Annotated in this window: 20 protein-coding genes; 15 read left to right on the top strand and 5 right to left on the bottom strand. The window is 69.7% G+C overall.

The features are described from left to right. Positions 1 to 98: 98 nt before the first annotated feature. From BMY74_RS06055 to BMY74_RS06045, 3 genes are read left to right on the top strand one after another with little or no spacing between them, the layout of a single operon-like run. On the top strand, positions 99 to 947 hold the full coding sequence (locus BMY74_RS06055; RefSeq protein WP_143091462.1) for a helix-turn-helix domain-containing protein: 849 nt from the start codon (positions 99 to 101) through the stop codon (positions 945 to 947). Beyond that, on the top strand, positions 922 to 1,095 hold the full coding sequence (locus tag BMY74_RS06050; protein ID WP_177229600.1) for a DUF397 domain-containing protein: 174 nt from the start codon (positions 922 to 924) through the stop codon (positions 1,093 to 1,095). Before BMY74_RS06055 ends, BMY74_RS06050 begins: the two co-directional genes overlap by 26 nt. Positions 1,096 to 1,126: 31 nt before the next feature. After that, on the top strand, positions 1,127 to 2,704 hold the full coding sequence (locus BMY74_RS06045) for an FHA domain-containing protein (protein WP_143091461.1): 1,578 nt from the start codon (positions 1,127 to 1,129) through the stop codon (positions 2,702 to 2,704). Between the two features lie 24 nt (positions 2,705 to 2,728). Here BMY74_RS06045 and BMY74_RS06040 read toward each other — a convergent pair whose 3' ends face one another. The 4 genes from BMY74_RS06040 to BMY74_RS06025 are packed head-to-tail and all read right to left on the bottom strand — an operon-like array spanning position 2,729 to position 5,987. Next, positions 2,729 to 3,691 (bottom strand): gamma-glutamylcyclotransferase, encoded by a 963-nt coding sequence (locus BMY74_RS06040; RefSeq protein WP_089910901.1) that lies wholly within the window; start codon positions 3,689 to 3,691, stop codon positions 2,729 to 2,731. A gap of 10 nt (positions 3,692 to 3,701) precedes the next feature. Next, positions 3,702 to 5,285 carry a Na+/H+ antiporter gene (locus tag BMY74_RS06035; RefSeq protein ID WP_089910898.1) on the bottom strand — a complete coding sequence of 528 codons (1,584 nt, stop codon included), beginning with the start codon at positions 5,283 to 5,285 and terminating at the stop codon, positions 3,702 to 3,704. Between the two features lie 19 nt (positions 5,286 to 5,304). Beyond that, on the bottom strand, positions 5,305 to 5,616 hold the full coding sequence (gene trxA / locus BMY74_RS06030; protein WP_089910895.1) for a thioredoxin: 312 nt from the start codon (positions 5,614 to 5,616) through the stop codon (positions 5,305 to 5,307). Beyond that, entirely contained in the window at positions 5,604 to 5,987 is a 384-nt protein-coding gene (locus tag BMY74_RS06025) for a MerR family transcriptional regulator (RefSeq protein ID WP_089910892.1), read from the bottom strand. Before BMY74_RS06025 ends, trxA begins: the two co-directional genes overlap by 13 nt. Positions 5,988 to 6,133: 146 nt before the next feature. On the opposite strand from BMY74_RS06025, the gene BMY74_RS06020 reads away from it, so the two are divergent. The 9 genes from BMY74_RS06020 to BMY74_RS05980 all read left to right on the top strand — a co-directional run bounded on the left by BMY74_RS06020 (position 6,134) and on the right by BMY74_RS05980 (position 13,651). After that, positions 6,134 to 6,928 carry an LLM class flavin-dependent oxidoreductase gene (locus BMY74_RS06020; protein ID WP_089910889.1) on the top strand — a complete coding sequence of 265 codons (795 nt, stop codon included), beginning with the start codon at positions 6,134 to 6,136 and terminating at the stop codon, positions 6,926 to 6,928. An 11-nt stretch (positions 6,929 to 6,939) separates the two neighbouring features. Further along, the gene (locus BMY74_RS06015; protein WP_089910885.1) at positions 6,940 to 8,211 is read left to right on the top strand and encodes an LLM class flavin-dependent oxidoreductase; all 1,272 of its coding nucleotides are present in this window, start codon (positions 6,940 to 6,942) and stop codon (positions 8,209 to 8,211) included. 205 nt (positions 8,212 to 8,416) lie between these two features. Then, complete coding sequence (locus tag BMY74_RS06010; protein WP_089910881.1) at positions 8,417 to 9,289, top strand: amino acid ABC transporter permease; 873 nt, start codon at positions 8,417 to 8,419, stop codon at positions 9,287 to 9,289. Next, a complete protein-coding gene (locus tag BMY74_RS06005) occupies positions 9,286 to 10,008 on the top strand; it encodes an amino acid ABC transporter ATP-binding protein (RefSeq protein WP_089910878.1) in 723 nt (240 codons plus the stop codon). The genes BMY74_RS06010 and BMY74_RS06005 overlap by 4 nt, the downstream gene beginning before the upstream one ends. Positions 10,009 to 10,020: 12 nt before the next feature. Further along, positions 10,021 to 10,953, top strand: coding sequence for an ABC transporter substrate-binding protein (locus BMY74_RS06000; protein ID WP_089910875.1), 933 nt, complete (start codon positions 10,021 to 10,023; stop codon positions 10,951 to 10,953). Between the two features lie 12 nt (positions 10,954 to 10,965). Further along, positions 10,966 to 11,421: a winged helix-turn-helix domain-containing protein gene (locus BMY74_RS05995; protein WP_089910872.1), complete on the top strand. Its 456-nt coding sequence runs from the start codon at positions 10,966 to 10,968 to the stop codon at positions 11,419 to 11,421. Continuing rightward, positions 11,418 to 11,906: a GNAT family N-acetyltransferase gene (locus BMY74_RS05990; protein ID WP_089910869.1), complete on the top strand. Its 489-nt coding sequence runs from the start codon at positions 11,418 to 11,420 to the stop codon at positions 11,904 to 11,906. The genes BMY74_RS05995 and BMY74_RS05990 overlap by 4 nt, the downstream gene beginning before the upstream one ends. Before the next feature lie 21 nt (positions 11,907 to 11,927). Further along, a complete protein-coding gene (locus tag BMY74_RS05985) occupies positions 11,928 to 12,794 on the top strand; it encodes an aminoglycoside phosphotransferase family protein (RefSeq protein WP_089910865.1) in 867 nt (288 codons plus the stop codon). After that, positions 12,794 to 13,651, top strand: coding sequence for an aminoglycoside phosphotransferase family protein (locus BMY74_RS05980; protein ID WP_089910861.1), 858 nt, complete (start codon positions 12,794 to 12,796; stop codon positions 13,649 to 13,651). Before BMY74_RS05985 ends, BMY74_RS05980 begins: the two co-directional genes overlap by 1 nt. Here the strand turns inward: BMY74_RS05980 and BMY74_RS05975 are convergent. Beyond that, positions 13,628 to 14,437 carry a helix-turn-helix domain-containing protein gene (locus BMY74_RS05975; protein ID WP_143091460.1) on the bottom strand — a complete coding sequence of 270 codons (810 nt, stop codon included), beginning with the start codon at positions 14,435 to 14,437 and terminating at the stop codon, positions 13,628 to 13,630. The genes BMY74_RS05980 and BMY74_RS05975 overlap by 24 nt on opposite strands. 55 nt (positions 14,438 to 14,492) lie before the next feature. Here BMY74_RS05975 and BMY74_RS05970 point away from each other — a divergent pair, with 55 nt between their 5' ends. From BMY74_RS05970 to BMY74_RS05960, 3 genes are read left to right on the top strand one after another with little or no spacing between them, the layout of a single operon-like run. Next, entirely contained in the window at positions 14,493 to 15,245 is a 753-nt protein-coding gene (locus BMY74_RS05970; protein WP_089910854.1) for a nuclear transport factor 2 family protein, read from the top strand. Between the two features lies 1 nt (position 15,246). Next, a complete protein-coding gene (locus BMY74_RS05965; RefSeq protein ID WP_218159534.1) occupies positions 15,247 to 16,035 on the top strand; it encodes a macro domain-containing protein in 789 nt (262 codons plus the stop codon). After that, positions 16,032 to 16,826 carry an SIR2 family NAD-dependent protein deacylase gene (locus BMY74_RS05960; RefSeq protein WP_089910850.1) on the top strand — a complete coding sequence of 265 codons (795 nt, stop codon included), beginning with the start codon at positions 16,032 to 16,034 and terminating at the stop codon, positions 16,824 to 16,826. The genes BMY74_RS05965 and BMY74_RS05960 overlap by 4 nt, the downstream gene beginning before the upstream one ends. Positions 16,827 to 16,976 lie beyond the last annotated feature (150 nt).

Here is a 16,976-nt window from a genome sequence, read left to right as displayed (position 1 = left end):
GGGCTGCGAGTTTCCTGGGAGCCAGCTGAAGATCATCCCGTCCGTTTTCACCCGAATGAGCCCCTTGTTGCTCTTCGAGCAAGCCCTACGGTCGAGGAATGGCCACCAGCACTCCCTCCACTGTGTACAGCAGGGATCTCGGCGAAGAACTCCGCAAAGTACGCGAATCCTCCACTGACTTCACGGGCGCCGCCTTCGCCCTGCGCCTGGGCTGGGACCCGAGCAAGGTCTCGACCCTGGAGCGCGGGAAGTACTGCCCCAGCGAGATCGACCTGGTCCAGTACCTGTCGATGTGCGGTAAGGACATCGACTTCTTCGAGGACTTCAAGCGCCGCTTCCGCAACGCGTTCGAGGAGTACATCGTCCAGGTACCGGACAACCTCCGCACGATCGCGATAGCGGAGTCGACCGCCAGGAAGATCATGCGGTACGACTCGCAGACCATCACCGGCCTCGTGCAGACGCCGGAGTACGCCGACGGTGTGTACCGGGTGGCCGGCCTGGTGACCGAAGAGCGCATCCCGACACTGGTCCAGCTCCGGATGGAGCGTCAGGCGATCCTGCGGCGGCACGATCGGCCGATCTGCCTCTTCTACATCCACGAGAACGCGCTACGCACGCAGATCGGCGATGCCCACGTCATGGAGGACCAGTACCTCCGGCTGCTGTTCAACGTGCACATGATCCGGATCATCCCGGCTGACACGCCGGTGATCGCGTCCAGTTGCGCCCTGTGGGAGTACGAGAAGGCGATGTCGGTGGCGTTCATCGAGACCGACCTTGCCAACGTGTTCGTGCAGGACCCTGGTGCCATCGTGCGCACTCGACTGCTGTTCGACCGTTTGGCTGAGGTCGCCTTGGATGAGGAACAATCGCGGAGCAAGCTGGCGGAGTACGTCGGCGGACCGCGAGAGGACCTCAATGGCGCAGGAACGCGTTTGGCGTAAGAGCAGCTACAGCGGTGGGGCGGAGGACGGCGACTGCGTCGAGGTGTCGCTCGGCGCCGACGCCCTCGTCCGGGACTCGAAGAACCCGGCCGGAGGGGTCCTGACCTTCAGTTTCGCCGCCTGGGAAAAATTCCTCGAGAACCGTTGAACCGTCCCGGGCCGCCTCACGTGTGGTGGCCATGGATGAGAAGACGGTGCTGGTGGGCAGGATTGCCCCGACGGTGAAGCTGCCCAAGCAGGGCAGCCGGGTCGTGCCGCTGCGCCAGGCCGCCCCTCTGCGGGTGGACGTGGCGGGCGGCGGGCCGGTTGGTCTGGCGTTCGCCTGCACCGTGAAGTCGCTCCTCGGCGACGGCGTGATGATCCGCGTGCACGACCGCCGCTGGATGCGCCAGGGCGACCGCGTCGTGTGGAAGGGCAATGCCGAGGGCAACAACCGCCGCGAGCAGGTCGTGACGCTGCAGAGCAACGTCTGGGCGTCGCTCCCGCTCGCCGTGCAGCAGCGCCTGTTCGCGCCCGGCAAGTTCTCGGAGATGTGGCCGCTCGGCCCGGACTCCCCGGCGTCCAAGGGCAGGCCGCGCAACATCAAGATCCGCTGGATCGAGGACTGCCTGCTCGACATGGCGCAGGACGTCTACGGCATCGAGCTCGTCGCGGACGCCTACGCGCCGCCGGCGAAGTTCGACGGCCTGCACGTCCTCGCCATCGCCGACGGCGCCCGTTCCGCGACCCGCGAGGCGTTCTCGGCACAGTTCGGCACCCCGAGTCGCGAACTGTTCTCAGTGGACGGTTCGCCGCTGGACGAGCGCGTCCTGGGCATCCGCGTCACCGCGAAGTCGCCCGACGAGCACACCGTTCCGCTGACCGTGGCGCAGAACAGGTTCCTGTTCAACTCGCTCGGCGGCGGCTTCATCAACATGCGCCTGACCGCCGAGGAGGCGTCCGAGATCGTCGCGCTCGGCGAGAGCGGCCCGGTCTCGTGCATCGGCAAGTTCGGCTGCACCATGCGTCCCTCCGGCAACGGCCGCTTCGTCTGCGACCGCCACCGCTCGGTCTTCAAGCCGTCCGTCGACAAGCTCTCGTACCTGTGGCCCCGGATCCTCGACGGCCTGCGCTTCTTCGGCGTCGGCGTGGCGGACGTCGTCGGCATCAACTCGTTCACGCTGGGCATGCAGCAGATGTCGAAGTTCACCGCGCAGCTCGCCCCGTCGACGTTCGGCTTCCTGCTGGGCGACGCCGCGAACTCGCTGCACTTCTGGCCGGGCCGAGGCCTCAACACGGGCCTCAAGAGCGCGCTCTCCCTGGCCGTGAACCTCCAGAAGCGCTGGCGCGGCAACGCCTTCCGCGCCGCCGACTTCGCGCAGCACGAGGGCATCATGCAGCAGCTCCAGTACCGCGAGAAGTCACGCGCCTGGACCACCATGCTCATGCCGGACTCCGAGGGCACCCCGCGGGGCATCGAGGACCGCATCCGCGAGGGCCTCCAGGGCCCCGCCGACCGCGCCGCCCTCGTCAAGACGCTGTACGAGCGCGTGCTCGAGATCAAGAAGCGCATGGGCGACCGGATGGGGCCGCTCGCGACCGACGAGTGGTACTACGGCCGCGTCAACGCCATGGACACCCGCACGCTCAAGGTGATGGTGGAGTCCGGGGCGTGGATCACGCGGGAGATCGGCGGCGAGGAGGTCGAGGTGCCGTCGGCAGTGCCGGCCGTCGCGCCCGAGCAGCCCTCGAACCGGGGCCTGTCGCTGGTCGGCTAGGCCGGGTGGGCGGCGACGCCGTGGTCACGCCCGCAGGTACACCCACGCTTCCGCACCCGACCCGAGCGTCACCAGCGTGCGTCGGTACTCGTCCACCTCGTGGATGTCGGCCGCCGCCAGTTCGGCGGTCGTCACCTCCAGCACCGTCCCGGCGACCGAGTCCGCCGGGTCGCCGGTGAACGAGACGATCGGGTGCCGGTCCGTCGTCACCCGGTGGTGGCCGGGCAGCACGTCCTCCTTGCCCACGAGCGTGCGCCCGAAGTGCTCGATCTGCACCGGCGCCGTCTGCGAGGTCCCGTACGAGAACAGGTTCACGACGGCCCCGGCAGATCCACCGATCCGCCGCAACACGGGCCGGGTGACGTCCGAGTTGCCGACCACGACCGAAGCCCGGTCCACCGGTCCGACCTCCTCCAGGTACCGGCGGCTAGCTGCGTGGTACCGCTGCTCGAAGGCACGCGAAGCCTCCTCCAGCCCACCGAGCAGCTCCGCGTCACGCCGCGTCCCGCGGTCGAAGGCGACCTCGAACGGCGTGTCCACGAAGACGACCTCGTCCCACTCCAGGTCCCGCTGCAGGAAGCTGCCGTCCACCACGAGCACGAGGTCGTCCGGGGCGAGAACGGGTGGCTCGTCGACCACCGCGTCCGAGCGCAGGTCGATGATCCGCGACCGGTACCGGCGATCCCCGCCGGGACCGAGCGGCTCCAGCACCAGCCGCGCGAACGAGGCGAAGTCGTAGGCGTCCAGGTAGTACCCGTCGGCCGAGGAGCGTCCGAGCCGGTGCCGGATCGCGCGCGGGTTGTGGAACCCGTCCATCGACAGGTGCGCGGCCGAACGCCCGCGCGCCGCCACCAGGGAGGTCAGCTCGCGGGCCAGTGTCGTCTTGCCCGAGGCGGTGATGCCGTCGACCGCGACCCGCAACGGGCGGTCGAGACCGACGAGGTGGTCGGCGATCCTGCCCAGCACGTGCTCCCGCGAAGTGATCATGGAATCGACGTTAGTCCTCCTCCACCTCGCGCCGGGAGAGCCGGACCTCCTCGACGTCGAGCTTGCGCTGCACCGTGCGCAGCACGATGTCGTCGATGGCCTGCTCGTCGCGCAGCCGCACGACGGTCGCCCGCTTGTGCGCGATCAGCTCCAGCCGCAACGCCGTGTACTCGAGCTCCGACTGCGCGATCTCCTCGTCACCGGCCCGCTTGCCGCGCACGACCTCCATGTGGTGTTCGTACTCGGCGAGCACGCGCTTGTACACGACGTCCGAGACGCCCACCTTGTCGGCCAGGCGGGGGAGTGCCTCGTAGGCCTCCTCGGACGCCGTCGTGTTGGCGAGGTGGAGTTCCTCGTCCAGCGCGGTGTCCTCGGGCAGTCGCGAGAAGCGGATGATCGACGGCAGCATGACCGCCTGCACGATCAGCGTCAGCGTGACGACACCGGACGTGATCAGGATGATCTCGTCGCGGAACGGGAACGGGCCGCCGTCCACCACGGTCACGGGCACCGCCAGTGCGGCGGCGAGCGACACGGCACCGCGGAAACCGGCGGCGGACGACACGAGACGTTGGCGTGCGCCCACTCGCCGCAACCGTTGCTGCGGGCGGCGGTCGAGGGCGCGGATCACGTACGGGGTCGTGTAGCTCCACAGCATGCGGGTGCCCACGACCGTCAGAGACACCAGGCCGATGGCGCCGAGCGTGGCGAGGGCCTCCGAGCCGTTCAACGACCGCAGCGCGCTGTGGGCCTGGAGTCCGATCAGGACGAACAGGGCGCCGTTCAGCACGAAGGTCGCGATGCCCCAGAACGCGTAGCTGACCTGGCGGGTGTCGGCGCGCACGATGCGCGGGCCGACCTGGGCCAGCACCAGGCCGCACGTGACCACGGCGATCACGCCCGAGCCGTGCACCGTCTCGGCCAGCAGGAACGCGGCGAACGGGGTCAGGATGCTGACCACGCTCTCGTGCAACGGGCTGTCGAGGCGCTTGCGGACCTGCACGGCGAGCCAGGCGACGAGCAACCCGGCCACGGCGCCGCCCGCGTAGGACAACACCAGCTGCAGGCCGACGCGGCCGGTGCTGAACTGCTGCTCGCCGATGGTGATCGACACCGCGATCGCGTAGATCACGAGCGCCGTGCCGTCGTTGATCAGGGACTCGGCGCGCAGGATGGTCGTCGTGCGGCGCGGCATGCCGCGGGCGATCGCCGAGACCGCCGTCGCGTCGGTGGGGGCCAGTGCCGCGCCGAGCACCCACGCCGGGCCCCAGTCGAGGCCCAGGGCGTGGGCGACGGAGGCCACCGCGGCGGCCGTCGCGAGTACGAGCAGCGTGCTGAGCAGCACGATCGGGCGCAGGTTGCTGCGGATCTCCCGCAACGACGTGTTGAGGCTCTCCCAGTACAGCAACGCCGGCAGGAAGATCAGCAGCATCGCCTCGGGCGGCAGGCTGACCTCTTCCAGGGCGGGCACGAAGCCGAGCACCGCGCCGCACGCGACCAGCAGGACCGGGGCGGCGACGCGGAGCCGTCCGGACACGACGCTGCTCGCGAGGATGCACACACCCAGCACCACTACGAGTTCGAGACCGAGCATGCGCTAGAAGATAGGCCGATCAGGGCCGCAGCGCGTCATCCAGTTCGGCCAGCAGCCGGGTCTTGGGGCGCGCTCCCACGATCTGGCGGATCGGCTCGCCGTCGCGGAACAGCAGCAGCGTGGGCAGCGACATGACCTGGTGGTCGCGGGCGGTGGCGGTGTTCTCGTCGGCGTTGATCTTGACGACGGTCAGGTCGTCGCGTTCGCGGTCGATCTCCTCCAGCACGGGCGTGAGCATGTGGCACGGCCCGCACCACTGCGCCCAGAACTCGACGAGCACGGTGCCCGTCCTCGTGCTCTCCGCGAACGTGGCATCGGTCAACTGGTGCACTGGATCTCCTCGGGTACGACGCACGGGTCCTGGAAGGCGAGCCTGGCCAGCAGGAACTCCCGGACGGTGGTGAGCCGCTCCAGGCAGGCGTCCACCTCGGCGAGCCTGCGCCGGTAGACCTCCCGCGAGTCCGGGCACGAGTCGCCGGACTCGTGGCCCGCGCGCAGGCAGGCGACGAACGGCCGGGTGTCCTGCAACGACAGGCCGACCGACTGGAGCGCCTGGATTTCGCGCACCAGTCGCAGGTCGTGCTCGTCGTACTCGCGGTAGCCGTTCGACGTGCGCTGCGCTTCGAGGAGCCCTTCCGACTCGTAGAACCGCAGCGCACGGGTGGTGGTGCCGGCTCGCTTGGCCAGTTCGCCGATCCTCATGGACCCCAACGCTAAACCTTCACGCGCACGTCAAGGCAAGCCCGCGAAATATTCCCGTTCCGGCCGGGATTCCCACCCAGTGGCCGCCCCAGCACGAGGCCCGTCACCGCGAACAGAATGCGAGGAAAACGACGAGAGGGGGACCGGTGGGCGCATCATTGCACCTGGCCGCGGCACTCCAGGCGACCGGCGACGAGGCGTACAGCGCGCGGCACTGGGCCGAGCTCGTGCGCGCGGCGGAGGACGCCAAGCTCGACTTCGTCACGTTCGACGACTCGCTCGACGGCCGGCCGGGGCTCGACGCCGTGCTCACGGCGGCGCGGATCGCCCCGCTCACCACGCGGATCGGGCTGGTGCCGACGGCGGTGGTCACGCACACCGAGCCGTTCCACCTGTCCAAGGCGATCGCCACGCTGGACTACGTGAGCAAGGGCCGCGGCGGGGTGCAGCTGGCCGTGGCGCCGGAACCCGCCGTGGCCCGGCACTTCGGGCGTCGTGACGACCTCGGCGGCTTGTGGGAGGACGACGCGGAGATCCGCGACGAGGCCACCGGGCGGTTCATCGACCGGGAGAAGCTGCACTACATCGACTTCGAGGGCCGCTGGTTCTCCGTCCGCGGGCCGTCGATCACGCCACGCCCGCCGCAGGGCCACCCGTTGATCGCCGCGACCGAACCGGTGGGCGACATCGTGTTCTCCGACGACGTCCCGGCGACCGGCGGGCTCGTCTTCCGGGACGTGGACGCGTCCACCCCGGTGGAGCAGCTGATCGCGTGGCACGCCGAGGGCTTCGCCGGGTTCCGGCTGCACGGCGACCTCCGCCAGATCACCCGCGAGGTGGTGCCGGAGCTGAGGAAGAGCGGCGTGTTCCGCACCGAGTACGAGCACACGACTTTGCGCGGCCACCTCGGCCTCGCCCGGCCCGCCAACCAGTTCGCCTGAGGGAGCGCGAGATGACCAAGCAGATCCACCTCGCCGCGCACTTCCCCGGCGTGAACAACACGACCGTCTGGAGCGACCCGCAGGCGGGCAGCCACATCGAGTTCGACTCGTTCGTCCACTTGGCACGGACGGCCGAACGGGCGAAGTTCGACTTCTTCTTCCTCGCCGAGGGCCTGCGGCTGCGCGAGCAGGGTGGCAAGATCTACGACCTGGACGTCGTCGGCAGGCCCGACACGTTCACGGTGCTCGCCGCGCTGGCGGCCGTGACCGAACGGCTGGGTCTCGCCGGCACGATCAACTCGACGTTCAACGAGCCGTACGAGGTGGCGCGGCAGTTCGCGTCCCTCGACCACCTCTCGGACGGACGCGCGGCCTGGAACGTCGTCACCTCGTGGGACGCGTTCACCGGCGAGAACTTCCGGCGCGGCGGGTTCCTCGCGAACGAGGACCGCTACACGCGCGCGGAGTCGTTCCTGCGCACGGCGTGGAAGCTGTTCGACACCGGCGTGGGGCAGTTCGAGCACAAGGACCAGCACTTCGACATCAGCGGGACGTTCGGCGTCCCGCGCTCGCCGCAGGGCCGTCCGGTGATCCTGCAGGCGGGGGACTCCGACGAGGGCAGGGAGTTCGCCGCCGCCACCGCCGACGCGATCTTCTCGCGGCACGGCACGCTGGAGGCCGGGCAGAAGTTCTACAGCGACGTGAAGGGCAGGCTCGCGAAGTACGGCCGCACGCACGACCAGCTCGTGGTGCTGCCCGCGGCCACGTTCGTGCTCGGCGACACCGACGCCGACGCCCAGGAGAAAGCCGCGGTCGTGAGGCGGCAGCAGGTCAGCGGGGCGACCGCGATCCGGTTCCTCGAACAGATCTGGAACCGCGACCTCAGCGCGTACGACCCGGACGGTCCGCTGCCCGAGGTCGAGCCGGTGATCGGTGAGAACACGATCGCGAAGGGCCGCGCGAGCGTGCGGATGTTCAAGGACCCGGCCGCGACGGTGAAACAGTGGCGGGAGAAAGCCTCGGCGAAGAACCTGTCCATCCGCGACCTCGTGATCGACGTCAGCGCCCGGCAGAACTTCATCGGGTCGGCGGACAGCGTCGCCACGCAGATCAACGACCTGGTGCAGCAGGACGCGGCCGACGGCTTCATCCTCGTGCCGCACGTGACGCCGGGCGGGCTCGACGAGTTCGCGGACACCGTCGTGCCGTTGCTGCAGGAACGCGGTGTGTTCCGGTCCGAGTACTCAGGTCCGACGCTGAGGGATCATCTCGGTATCCGATAGTTGTTCAGCACGTGGACGTCCTTGCCCGGCCGGTTCTCCGGTATTTAACGTGAGCGTCGTTGAGTGAGTGCTCTCCTCAAGAGCGCAGGGAAGGGAGGACGGGATGAACGCCGCGTTGGTCCCGTCCTCCCGCTGTCGCACCGACTGCACGAGCTGACACCTCCTCCCGCTCGTCTCACGTTCCCCGCCGCAGCAAGGACTCGCCATGACCTCTGGCACGCTGACGCTTGTGTCCACAAAGGACGATGATCTCTCCGCATTACCCGTCGTGCCGGCCCGCCACCCGTGGCGCTGGGTCGGGGTGGCGTTCGTGCTGGTGCTCGCCGCGCAGTTCGTGCACGGCCTCGTCACGAACCCGGCCTGGGACTGGCCGACGTTCGCGCGGTACTTCACCGCCCAGTCGATCCTCACCGCCGTCGGCACGACGATCTTCCTGACGGTGTTCGGCACGGTCCTGGGCTTCGCGCTCGGCATCGTGGTCGCGGTGCTGAGGATGTCGAAGAGCCCGTTCCTGAGCGCGGTGGGCTGGACCTACATCTGGGCGTTCCGGTCGATCCCGCTGATCGTGCAGTTGCTGTTCTGGTTCAACATCTCCTATCTGTACCAACGGCTTTCGCTCGGCATCCCGTTCGGGCCGGAGTTCGTGAGCTTCGAGACGATCTCGCTGATCAGCCCGATGGGCGCGGCCGTCCTCGGTCTCGCGCTGCACCAGGCGGCCTACGCGGCGGAGATCGTCCGGTCCGGCGTGATCTCCGTCGACCGCGGGCAGCTGGAGGCGGCGGCCGCGCTCGGCATCCCGAGGTTCCGCCAGTTCCGCAGGATCGTTCTGCCGCAGGCGATGCGGTCGATCCTGCCCAACGCGGCCAACGAGGTGATCAGCCTCTTCAAGGGCACCTCGGTCGTCTCGGTGATGGCGATCGGCGAGCTGTTCTACCAGGTGCAGGTCATCTACGGCCGCAACGCCCGGGTCGTCGCGCTGCTGATGGTCGCGACCATCTGGTACATCGTCCTGACCACACTGCTCTCGATCGGCCAGCACTACGTCGAGCGCTACTTCGCGCGAGGAGACCGCCGGTGATCGAGGTCCTGAACGTGCACAAGAGCTTCGGCGCGCTGGAAGTGCTGCGCGGGGTGTCGCTGAACGTCGCCGCCGGCGAGGTCGTGGTGGTGCTCGGACCGTCCGGGTCGGGCAAGTCGACGTTGCTGCGCACGATCAACCACCTGGAGAAGGTCAACCGCGGGTACATCACGATCGACGGCGACCTGATCGGCTACCGGCGGCGCGGCGGGAAGCTCCACGAGCTCAAAGAACGCGAGATCCTCAAGCAGCGCAAGGACATCGGTTTCGTCTTCCAGAACTTCAACCTGTTCCCCCACCTGACCGCGCTGGAGAACGTCGCGGAGGTCGCGGAACTCGCCGACGCCCGCCACTTCCTGGAGCGGGTCGGCCTGGCGGACAAGGCGTCCGCGTATCCACGGCAGCTCTCCGGCGGCCAGCAGCAACGGGTCGCGATCGCGCGAGCCCTGGCCACGCGGCCGAAGGTCGTGCTGTTCGACGAACCGACGTCGGCGCTCGACCCCGAACTGGTCGGCGAGGTGCTGGACGTGCTCCGCGACCTCGCCCGGTCCGGCACCACGATGGTCGTCGTCACGCACGAGATCGGCTTCGCCCGCGAGGTGGCCGACCGGATCGTGTTCATGGACGAGGGCGTGATCGTCGAAGAGGGACCGCCTGACCAGTTGCTCGACCACCCCGTCCACGAGCGCACCCGCGCTTTCCTGTCCAAGGTCCTGTAGAAGGAGTTCGTTGTGCGCAAAGTACTTCTCGCCGTGCTGGCGTTCGGTCTGGCTGCCTGCGGCACCGCCGGTGGTGAGGAGCCCACCGAGGTCGCCGGCCTCAGTGTGAACCTCGGTCCCGACCAGAACCGGGTCACCGCCACCAAGGACGACAAGATCGCCGCCAAGGTGCCGGAGAAGTTCAGAACCAAGGGTGAGCTGACGATCGGCGGATCCGCCGGCACAGCACCACCACTGCGGTTCTACGCCACCGACGACAAGACCGTGATCGGCGTCGAGACCGACATCGCCACGCTGGTCGCCGACGTGCTGGGCCTCAAGCCCAAGCTCGAGGTCTCGTCGTGGGAGAACCTGTTCGTGGGCCTCGACAGCGGCGCCTACGACCTCGGTCTGTCGAACATCACCGTGACCGAGGCGCGCAAGGAGAAGTACGACTTCGCCACCTACCGCCTCGACACCCTGGCGTTCGAGGCGAAGAAGGGCGGGACCTGGAAGGTCGAGGAGCCCAAGGACGTGGCGGGCAAGGTGATCGCCGTGACGTCCGGCACCAACCAGGAGAAGATCCTCGTCGACTGGAGCACCAAGAACGTCGCCGCGGGCCTGAAGGCCACGGACATCAAGTACTTCCAGAACTCGTCGGACTACTACCTCGCGCTGCAGTCCGGCCGCATCGACGCCTACCTCGGCCCGAACCCCACCTCGGCCTACCACGCCGCGACGTCCGGGCAGACCGAGGTGATCGGCAACTTCTCCGGTGGCGCCACCGTCCAGGGCAAGATCGCGGTGACCACCAAGAAGGACAGCGGTCTCGTGGGACCGGTCCAGGAGGCGCTGAACCAGCTGATCGCCAACGGCAAGTACGCCGAGGTCCTGAAGCGCTGGGGGCTGGAGGACGAGGCCGTGCCGACGTCGGAGGTCAACCCGCAGGGTCTGCCGAAGAGCTGAGGGGTGGGGGACATGAGGTTCAGCATCACCATCGACACCGAGGACGAGGACACCGCGCTGCGGCTGCTCGGCGCGCTGCGGGACGCGGGCCTGGTCCCCGCGGTCGAGGCGGCGGAGGTCGAGGACGTGGACGTCCGGATCCTGCCGGACACCCGCCAGGTCCTGCTCCACGAGTCCGCGGTCGAGCTGACGAGGCTGGAGTTCGAGCTGCTGTTGCACCTGTGCGAGAACACCGACCGGGTGCACCGCCGCCGTGAACTGCTGGCCGCGGTGTGGGGCGTGAACGACGACTACAGCGGCGCCCGCACGGTCGACGTGCACGTCCGGCGGGTGCGGCAGAAGCTCGGCGACGCGGCGGACGTGATCCAGACCGTGCGCGGCGTCGGCTACCTCGTCGCGTCGAGCAGCCGGTTCCGGGTGGAACGCCCACCCAACGTGGTGCGGCTGGCGGACCGGCGCGCCGGATGACCCTCTCCGTCCACTGGACGAGCCCGGACGCTCCCGAGGTCGCCGAGATGATGGCCGAACTGCTGCACGAGTACGTGAGCAGGTACGGCCCGGCGGCCCGCGAGCGGATGGAACGCTTCCCGGACTCGTCGCTGACACCTCCCGACGGACGACTGGTGGTGTTGCTGCGAGACGGCGTCGCCGTGGCGGGCGGAGCGTTCCGGCGGCTCGACGAGCACACCGCGGAGCTCAAGCGGATCTGGACGCACTCGGCGCACCGCCGCCAGGGCCTGGCCCGGCGCGTGCTGGAGGTGCTGGAGGCGGAGGCGTTCCGGCTCGGCTACCGGCGCGTCTTCCTGACCACCGGACCGCGCCAGCCCGAGGCACGCGGTCTCTACCTGGCGGCGGGCTACACGCCGTTGTTCGACGTGACGGTCCCGCCTTCCGGGCCGCTGCCGTTCGAGAAACGAGTTGCCGAGCCCGTGGGGACGGTGTTGCATGCGTAGCTGACCCGGGGGAGTTGATCGATGCCCGAGATCGCCACGGACGTGGCTCTGGTGCGGGACCTGATAAGCACGCAGTTCCCGCGCTGGCGGGGTTTGCCGGTGCGGGAGGTCGCGCACGGCGGCACCAGCAACGCGCTCTACCGGCTGGGCGACTCGCTGGCGGTGCGGCTCCCGCGCAGGGAGTGGTCCGCCGACGACGCCGCCGAGGAAGCGCTGATCGTGCCGCTGGTCGCGCCTTCTCTGCCGGTCGCGGTGCCGGAGCCGCTGGAACTGGGCGAGCCGACCGACCGCTACCCGTACCAGTGGTCGGTGGTGCGGTGGATCGACGGCGTGATGGCTCCCGTCGAGGCGGTCGACGAGGACGTTCCTTTCAGGCTGGCGGAGTTCGTCCGGGCGTTGCAGTCGGTGGACGCTCAGGGCAGGCCGTGGAAGTCGAGTCGTGGCCGGGTGAGCGGGATCGAGGACGACTCGGCCGTCCGCTCGTGCATCGCCCAGATCGGGGGCAGTCCCCGGCTGGTCGCGATCTGGGAGGAGTCGCTGGCCGCGCCCCGGTGGGAGCGGCCGGGCCGTTGGCTGCACGCCGACCTGCACGAGGGCAACCTGCTGTTCACCGGCGGCGCGCTGACCGGCGTGATCGACTGGGGGAGCGCCGGGGTCGGTGATCCCGCCGCCGACCTCATGACGGCGTGGCTGTACCTCGATTCGGGTGGGCGCAAGGCGTTCCAGCGCGAACTCGCCGAGTTCGACGACGCGGACTGGGCACGGGCGCGGGGCTGGGCGCTGCACCTCGCCGTGCTGGCGCTGCCGTACTACCGCGAGACCAACAGGTTCCTGGCGGGGATCGCGCGCCGCACGCTGGACGGGTTGTGCCCGGGGTGGGACGACTGATGCGGATCGACCTGTCCCTTGTGGAGGATCTGGTCCGGTCGCAGTTCCCGCGGTGGAAGGGATTGGCGCTGACCGAGGTCCGGCACGGTGGGACCGATCACGCCATCTTCCGGCTCGGTGACGAGCTCGCGGTCCGGTTGCCGCGGATCAAGGAAGCGTGGGACCAGGCCGAGCGCGACTTCGAGGTGGTGCCGCGGCTCGCGCCGCACCTGCCGGTCGCGCTGCCGGAACCCCTGGAACTCGGTGAGGTCACCGACGACTACCCGTACCGGTGGTCGGTCGTCCGGTGGCTGGAGGGCGACATCTCCACGATCGACGCCGTCGGCCCGCGCACCGGTGCTCGTCTGGCCGAGGTCCTCCAGGCGTTGCAGGGAATCAGCACGGACGGCGAGCCGTGGACCACCTACCGGGGACGTCGTGACATCGCCGTGAGCGACCTGGGTGTCCGGGCGGCCATCGCGAAGCTGGGCGGTGACCCGGGGCTCACGGCGATCTGGGAGGACGCGATCAGCGCTCCCGGCTGGGATCGGCCGTTGACCTGGCTGCACGCCGACCTCCACCGCGGCAACCTGCTGTTCACGGACGGCGAGCTGTCCGGCGTGATCGACTGGGGCTGCGCGGCCGCCGGTGATCCGGCCGGCGACCTCATGACGGCGTGGCTGTTCCTCGACCAGCGGGGCCGGGCGCAGTTCCGGCGCGAGCTGAGCGGGGTCGACGACGCCACGTGGGCGCGTGCGCGCGGCTGGGCGCTGGAACTGTCCGTGCTCGCTCTCGCGCGGCACGGCGACAGCATCCCGTCCGTCGCCGAGATCGCCCGCCACGCGCTCGGCCAGCTACTCGCGGAACGCCCCCGGTGACATCCCCGTCTCCCGCGCGAAGAACTTCGTGAAGTTCGTCGGCTCGCTGAACCCGAGCCGGTGCCCGATCGCCGCCGACGACAGGTCGGTGTGCACCAGCAGGCGCTTGGCCTCCAGCGTCACGCGGGCGTCGATCAACGCCTTCGCGGACTGCCCGGTGGCGGCGAGGCAGATGCGGTTGAGGCTGCGCGTCGAGTAGCCGATCCGGGCCGCGTAGTCGGCGGCGCTGCGGGTCGTGGCGAACGAGCGCTCGAGCTCCTGCTGGAAGCGTTCGAAGCGCGGGTCCCGGCCCGGGGTGGCGCCGGGCAGGCGGGCGATCCGCAGCAGCAGCGCGTTCAGCAGGGTGCGGAGCAGGTTGACCGGCTCGCCGGTCAGCAGGTTGCGGCGGTACTCCTGGCGGAGGTCCTGCATCGCGCGGGTGAAGACGGGCCGCTCCGCCTGCGGCACCTCGTGGAGCACCGGGCCGAACGGGCTCAGGACCGGGAACGCCGGGGTGAAGAGGACCATCGACGCGTCGAGCAGGGCCGTGGGGAGGCGGAGCACGCGGCCGGGGCTGACGTGCAGCAGCGTGCCGGGGGCGCACGGGTGGTCCACGAAATCGACCATGGTGGTGCCGGTGCCCGCGGTGAACAGGAACAGCTGGTGGAAGTCGGTGCGGTGCACCTTGGCGAGCGTGTCCTCGGTGAGCCTGCGGCGGAGCACGCCGAGGTCGAGGGCTTCGAGGCCCAGCTGCCCGCGGTCGGGGTTGCTGAAGCCGAAGTGTGCGACCTGTCCACTTTTGACCATGGTGAGGCGTGATCCTACCTCGTCTCGGAGGCGCCGGCGGGGCATCGTCTACGCCATGGGAAACAAGGAGATCGTGCTCAAGGCCGCAGGGGAACTGTTCGGCGACAGGGACCCGTCCGCTGTGGACCGCTGGGTCGCGCCGGGGTACCGGCAGCACAGCTCGCTCGTCGCGGACGGGCCCGAGGCGTTGCGAGGACTCGTCGCGAGCCTGCCCGAGGGATTCCGGTACGAACTGGCGAGGGTGATCGCCGACGGTGATCTCGTTGCGCTGCACGGTGTCTACCACGGGTTCGGGCCGGAGCCACTCGTCGCGTTCGACCTGTTCCGGGTGGAGGACGGCAAGCTCGCCGAGCACTGGGACGCGCTCACGCCCGTGGTCGGGGACACCGCGAGTGGACGGTCCCAGACGGACGGTGCGGCGCAGCCGGCCGGGGACGGTACCGAGGGCAGTCGTGCGCTGGTCACGGAGTTCGCGCAGCGGATCCTGCAGGACGCCGACTACTCGGTGCTGACCGACTACATCTCCACCGAGACCTACCTGCAGCACAACCCGGAGGCCGCCGACGGGCTCGACGGGTTCGGTGCCGCGGCGGCGCAGTGGGCGCAGCAGGGCAAGAACCTCGTCTACAAGACCGTGCACCGGGTCGTGGCGGAGGGTGATCTCGTGCTGTTGCAGTCGGAGGGTGAGTTCGGGGAGCCGGTCGCCTACTGGGACCTGTTCCGGGTCGAGGACGGCAGGATCGTCGAGCACTGGGACGTGATCGCGCCGATCCCGGCCGCGCTGCCGCACTCCAACGGGCTGTTCTGACGTGCTCGGCTACCGGTCCGCGGTCGCGCTGGACGAGCCGTTCCGGCCGCTCGGCGCGCCCGCGCCCGCCGAGGAGTTCGAGGAGTTGACGAGCCGCGCCCTGCGCATGCTCGGAGGCCGCGGCGATCGGCGGAGCCTGCGCGCGGTGCTGACCGTGCGGGAGCCCGCGCCGATCGATCCCGAGCTCATGGCGGTGCTGGACGCGTTGCTCGGCGGCGAACGGCGGGTGGACGCCGACGCGCGGACGTTGCCCGGGCCGGTCGCGGTGTGGCGCGGTGACATCACGCGGCTGAGGGCCGACGCGATCGTCAACGCCGCCAACGACGCCCTGCTCGGGTGCTTCCAACCCATGCACGGCTGCGTCGACAACGCGATCCACAACGCCGCCGGGCCGCGGCTGCGGGCCGACTGCCGGCGGATCGTGGACCTGCACGGCACGCCGGAACCGACCGGCACCGCGAAGATCACCCGCGGGTACCACCTGCCCGCGTCGTTCGTGCTGCACACCGTGGGGCCGGTCGTGCACGGCGAGCTGGAGCCCGCGCACGTCGCCGCGCTCGCCGACTCCTACCGGGCGTGCCTCGACCTCGCCGCCGAGGTCCCAGGGATCCGCACGATCGCGTTCTGCGGCATCAGCACGGGGATCTTCGGGTTCCCGAAACGACCGGCCGCCCGCGTCGCCGTGGGCGCGGTCGAGGACTGGCTCGCCCTGCGCCCCTGCCGGTTCGACCGGGTGGTGTTCGTGGTCTTCGGTGACGAGGACGAGGCTGCGTACCGGGAGTTGCTGTGACGCTGCGGCGGTGGCTGGACGAGGCCGATCAGGTGCTGATCGCGGCGGGCGCGGGGCTCTCGGCGGCGGCCGGGTACGACTACTCGGACGCGGCGCGGTTCGCGGAGCTGTTCCCGTTCCTGCACGCCTGGGGGCTGCGGGCGCGGTACCAGCTGATCGGGCTGCCGCTCCCGCCCCGGTTGCTGTGGGGTTACTGGTCCGTGCACGTGGACGACATCAGGTTCGGTGCGAGGCCGAACCCGGTGTACGAGGGGCTGCGAGACCTGGTCGGCGATCGCGACCACTTCGTCGTGACGTCCAATGTGGACGGGTTGTTCGCGCGCAACGGGTTCGTCGAAGACCGGATCTGGACGCCTCAGGGCGACTACGGCCGCTACCAGTGCGAAACACCGTGCACGCGGGAGACGTGGCCGAGCAGGCCGGTCGTCGAGGCGGCGCTGGCCACCTACGACGCGGCGACGGGCGAGGTCACCGCCGTGCCGTCGTGCCCGCGTTGTGGGGGAGCGGTGTTCCTGAACGTGCACAAGGGGCCCGAGTACGTCCCCGACCACTACGTTCCTGCCGGAAGGAGGATGCGCGACTGGGTGCGCGACGGTGTGCTCGTGCTCGAGATCGGCGCCGGGTACAGCACTCCGGGGGTCATCCGCTCACCGGTCGAGTCGCTCGTGCGCACCCTGCCAAGCGCTCGGTTGGTGCGGATCAACCGGGACCACGCGGACGTGCCCGCCGATCTCGGTGAACGGGCGATGTCTGTCCGGGCGGACGTCCTGGAGGTGCTCGCCCGGCCATAGCACATCGCGCTAGCCGCGATCCGGAGTAAGGCGCCCCGCCATCCGGGTCCATTCGTCAGGTTACGTACGTGAGAAATTTTCATCACCCTCTCGACGGCACCTCGGGTTTGTGCGTACGGTGAGCGCATCGTAACCGTACCGACCAGTAGG

Origin of the sequence: Lentzea albida (assembly GCF_900111005.1) — a bacterium.
GTDB classification, from domain to species: Bacteria; Actinomycetota; Actinomycetes; order Mycobacteriales; family Pseudonocardiaceae; genus Lentzea; species Lentzea albida.
Note: the sequence above shows the minus strand (reverse complement) of the source record. Positions and strands in the feature narration are given on the sequence as shown.

What these genes read in the sequence shown, in the direction of transcription:
- BMY74_RS06055 (WP_143091462.1), top strand. Translation starts at nt 99, where the DNA reads ATGGCCACCAGCACTCCCTCCACTGTGTACAGCAGGGATCTCGGCGAA.
- BMY74_RS06050 (WP_177229600.1), top strand. Translation starts at nt 922, where the DNA reads ATGGCGCAGGAACGCGTTTGGCGTAAGAGCAGCTACAGCGGTGGGGCG.
- BMY74_RS06045 (WP_143091461.1), top strand. Translation starts at nt 1,127, where the DNA reads ATGGATGAGAAGACGGTGCTGGTGGGCAGGATTGCCCCGACGGTGAAG.
- BMY74_RS06040 (WP_089910901.1), bottom strand. Translation starts at nt 3,691, where the DNA reads ATGATCACTTCGCGGGAGCACGTGCTGGGCAGGATCGCCGACCACCTC.
- BMY74_RS06035 (WP_089910898.1), bottom strand. Translation starts at nt 5,285, where the DNA reads ATGCTCGGTCTCGAACTCGTAGTGGTGCTGGGTGTGTGCATCCTCGCG.
- BMY74_RS06025 (WP_089910892.1), bottom strand. Translation starts at nt 5,987, where the DNA reads ATGAGGATCGGCGAACTGGCCAAGCGAGCCGGCACCACCACCCGTGCG.
- BMY74_RS06015 (WP_089910885.1), top strand. Translation starts at nt 6,940, where the DNA reads ATGACCAAGCAGATCCACCTCGCCGCGCACTTCCCCGGCGTGAACAAC.
- BMY74_RS06010 (WP_089910881.1), top strand. Translation starts at nt 8,417, where the DNA reads ATGACCTCTGGCACGCTGACGCTTGTGTCCACAAAGGACGATGATCTC.
- BMY74_RS05995 (WP_089910872.1), top strand. Translation starts at nt 10,966, where the DNA reads ATGAGGTTCAGCATCACCATCGACACCGAGGACGAGGACACCGCGCTG.
- BMY74_RS05990 (WP_089910869.1), top strand. Translation starts at nt 11,418, where the DNA reads ATGACCCTCTCCGTCCACTGGACGAGCCCGGACGCTCCCGAGGTCGCC.
- BMY74_RS05985 (WP_089910865.1), top strand. Translation starts at nt 11,928, where the DNA reads ATGCCCGAGATCGCCACGGACGTGGCTCTGGTGCGGGACCTGATAAGC.
- BMY74_RS05980 (WP_089910861.1), top strand. Translation starts at nt 12,794, where the DNA reads ATGCGGATCGACCTGTCCCTTGTGGAGGATCTGGTCCGGTCGCAGTTC.
- BMY74_RS05975 (WP_143091460.1), bottom strand. Translation starts at nt 14,437, where the DNA reads ATGGTCAAAAGTGGACAGGTCGCACACTTCGGCTTCAGCAACCCCGAC.
- BMY74_RS05970 (WP_089910854.1), top strand. Translation starts at nt 14,493, where the DNA reads ATGGGAAACAAGGAGATCGTGCTCAAGGCCGCAGGGGAACTGTTCGGC.